4 protein-coding genes are annotated in these 2646 nt (G+C 72.8%); 2 read left to right on the top strand and 2 right to left on the bottom strand.

The window, feature by feature from the left end; all coding sequences use genetic code 11:
* A partial coding sequence (locus ABZ281_RS45390) for a TetR/AcrR family transcriptional regulator (RefSeq protein ID WP_356664235.1) occupies positions 1–570 on the bottom strand: 570 nt, incomplete at its 3' end.
* 135 nt (positions 571–705) lie between these two features.
* Between ABZ281_RS45390 and ABZ281_RS45385 the strand changes: the two genes are divergently transcribed.
* Positions 706–1137: a tautomerase family protein gene (locus ABZ281_RS45385; RefSeq protein WP_356664233.1), complete on the top strand. Its 432-nt coding sequence runs from the start codon at positions 706–708 to the stop codon at positions 1135–1137.
* Positions 1130–2179 carry an alcohol dehydrogenase catalytic domain-containing protein gene (locus tag ABZ281_RS45380; protein WP_356664231.1) on the top strand — a complete coding sequence of 350 codons (1050 nt, stop codon included), beginning with the start codon at positions 1130–1132 and terminating at the stop codon, positions 2177–2179. The genes ABZ281_RS45385 and ABZ281_RS45380 overlap by 8 nt, the downstream gene beginning before the upstream one ends.
* On the opposite strand, the gene ABZ281_RS45375 is transcribed toward ABZ281_RS45380, so the two are convergent.
* Positions 2174–2536, bottom strand: coding sequence for an STAS domain-containing protein (locus tag ABZ281_RS45375; protein ID WP_356664229.1), 363 nt, complete (start codon positions 2534–2536; stop codon positions 2174–2176). The two genes, ABZ281_RS45380 and ABZ281_RS45375, sit on opposite strands and share 6 nt — an antisense overlap.
* Between the last annotated feature and the right edge of the window lie 110 nt (positions 2537–2646).

The following is a 2646-nucleotide window of genomic DNA, read 5'->3' as shown; positions in this document are numbered from 1 at the left end:
GCCGACGATGAGCGCCTGCAGCTGTGCGGCCGTGTGGTCCAGCGGTTGCGTACTGCGCTTGGCGCGGCACATGGCCACGGTCCCCTCGACCGCCGCGACGATCAGCGTCGCCAGCTGGGCCGCCTGCTCGGGCTCGGCACCGTGCTCGCGCAGCGACCCGGCCAGCAGGCCCTCCCACTCCTCGAAGACGGCGGCGGCCGCCGCCAGGGCAGTGGGCGTCTCGTCCGTCGGGGGCTCCTCGATCGAGACGGCGAGGACCGGGCAGCCCGCCCGGAAGTCGCTGTCCATCACGATCCCGCGCCACAGGTCGAGGAAGGCCCGCAGTCCGGCGACCGGTCCCGCCGCCAGCTCCTTGCGCAGGCTGCGGGCGGCCCACGCCCCCGTGAGGCGCACCGCCTCGGTGGCCAGCTGCTGCTTGCCCTCGGGGAAGTAGTGGTACGTCGAGCCCAGCGGTGCCCGGGCGTGCTTGGCCGTCTCGCGGATGCTCGTCGCGTTCAGGCCGCGCCGGCTGATCATGTCGGCGGCACCGGCCACGATCCGCTCGCGCGCCGTCGGACTGGGCTTGGTCACGTGCACGGTCCCTTCTGACCCCACTGGCTATAACAGCCGTCATAGTCTAGCGTGGCCGGGACTTATAACGACTGTCATAGAGGTCGTCACGCAGCCGCGTCACCCGAGGCGGCGAACGAAGGGAGAGGTCTGCCCATGCCGATGATCCGGCTCACCACCCCCGCCGGTGCCCTGACCGAAGCGGGCCGCGACAGCGTCCAGCGCGAACTCGCCGAGGTGCTGCTGCGCTGGGAGGGCGCACCCGACACGGCGTTCTTCCGCGCCCAGGCGTGGAGCAACCTCGTCGAGCTGCCCGAGGGCGCCCAGCGGACCGCCGAGGACGACGTCCCGCGCTTCCTGGTGGAGGTCACCATCCCGCAGGGCGCCCTGTCCGAGCGCCGCAAGGCCGGCCTCGTCGAGGAGACGACCAGGACCGTCCTGTCCGCCGCCGGACTCACCCCGGACGACGCCCTGCGCGTGTGGGTCCTGGTGAACGAGCAGCCCGACGGCACCTGGGGCGCGGGCGGCGCCGTCATCCGCCACGCCGACCTCGTCACGCTCGCGAAGGGGCGGCGGACCGATGCGTGAACTGACCTACGTCGCCAAGCGAACCGTCGAGTGGCGCGAGGTGCCCGACCCGAAGCTCCGGTCCGACGGCGAGGCGATCGTGGCACCCGTCGCCGCCACCCCCTGTGACGTGGACTCCGCCATCCTGGCCGGTCACGCCACGCGGCGGAAGCCGCACATCGGATACAGCATGGAACCGCCTTTCGCCCTCGGCCACGAATGCGTCGCCCGGGTCGTCGAGACCGGTGACGCCGTCACCACCGTCGCCCCCGGTGACCTGGTCGTCGTCCCCTGGTCCATCAACTGCGGCACCTGCGACCGCTGCCGGGCCGGACTGACCGCGCACTGCGCCACCGTCCCCTACATGGCGATGTACGGCGCGCCGATCGGCGGGAGCTGGGGCGGACTCTTCTCCGACCTGGTCCGCGTGCCCTACGCCGACGCCATGCTGGTGCCACTGCCCACCGGCCTCGACCCGGTCGCCCTGGCCTCCGCCAGCGACAACTGGTCCCTGGCCTGGCGCCTGGTCGCCCCGCACCTGACGGCCCGCCCGGGAGCGCGGGTCCTGGTCGTCGCCCGCGGCAGCATCGGGGTGTACGTCTGCGACATCGCCCGCGCATTGGGCGCCTCCGAGGTGCTCTACGTCGACCCCGACCCCGAACACCGCGCCCTCGCACGTGACTTCGGCGCCACCACCGCCGAGGTCCTGGAGCCCCTGCCGCAGAGCTACGACATCGCCGTCGAGGCGACCGGCCGCGTCGACCAGCTCGGCCTGGCCGTCAAGTGCCTGGCGCCCGAGGGAATCTGCGAGAGCGCCGGCAACCACTTCCGCCCGGGTGAACTGCCCCTGCTCGACATGTACCTCACCGGAGTCACCCTGCGCGTCGCCCGCGACAGCGTACGCGCCCACATCCCCGACGCCCTCGCGCTCGCCGCCTCAGGCGGGGTCGACCCCGGGAAGGTCGTCTCCCACGTCATCGACTGGGAGGACCTGCCGGCCGCGCTGCCGGAGAAGCACCTCAAGCCGGTCTTCGTCCGGGCCGGGGCCGAGGACGGGTCATGACGCGGCGCTGAAGTCCGGGCGCAGCGTGAAGACCTGGTCGAGGCCGACGAGGGTGAGGACGCGCAGCAGGTTCGCCGGTACGGCGGCCAGGACGATGTCGGCGTCGGCGGCCAGGGCGTGCTGGCGGGCGGCGAGCAGGGCGGTGATGCCCGAGGAGTCGCAGAACGCGAGGCCGGACAGTTCGAGGACCAGACACTGCCCCGGTGACAGGTCGAGCCGGTCGAGCCGGCCGCGCAGTACGGGGGAGTACGGGGGCCTGGTCGAAGTCGAGGTCGCCGGCCACGTGCAGAACGGGGCCGGTCGCGGTGTCGCGCTGTCCGACGGTGAGCGGGGGTGCGGCGCCGCGACGCCGGACAAGCAGGTTTCGGGCGCCTGTGCTGTCCCAATTCAGGTCCGCCCGTGTGAATCCTGCGCGGGTGAGAACACCCGCGAGGGAAGCCGCGGTGATACCGGTGCGGCGTTTGGCA

Source organism: Streptomyces sp. NPDC006265 (assembly GCF_040613555.1).
GTDB lineage: Bacteria > Actinomycetota > Actinomycetes > Streptomycetales > Streptomycetaceae > Streptomyces.
The sequence above is the reverse complement of the archived record's forward strand: the minus strand, read 5'-3'. Positions and strand labels throughout refer to the sequence as shown.

Excerpts from the sequence above, each read along its gene's own strand:
- ABZ281_RS45385 (WP_356664233.1), top strand. The coding sequence starts at position 706 with ATGCCGATGATCCGGCTCACCACCCCCGCCGGTGCCCTGACCGAAGCG.
- ABZ281_RS45380 (WP_356664231.1), top strand. The coding sequence starts at position 1,130 with ATGCGTGAACTGACCTACGTCGCCAAGCGAACCGTCGAGTGGCGCGAG.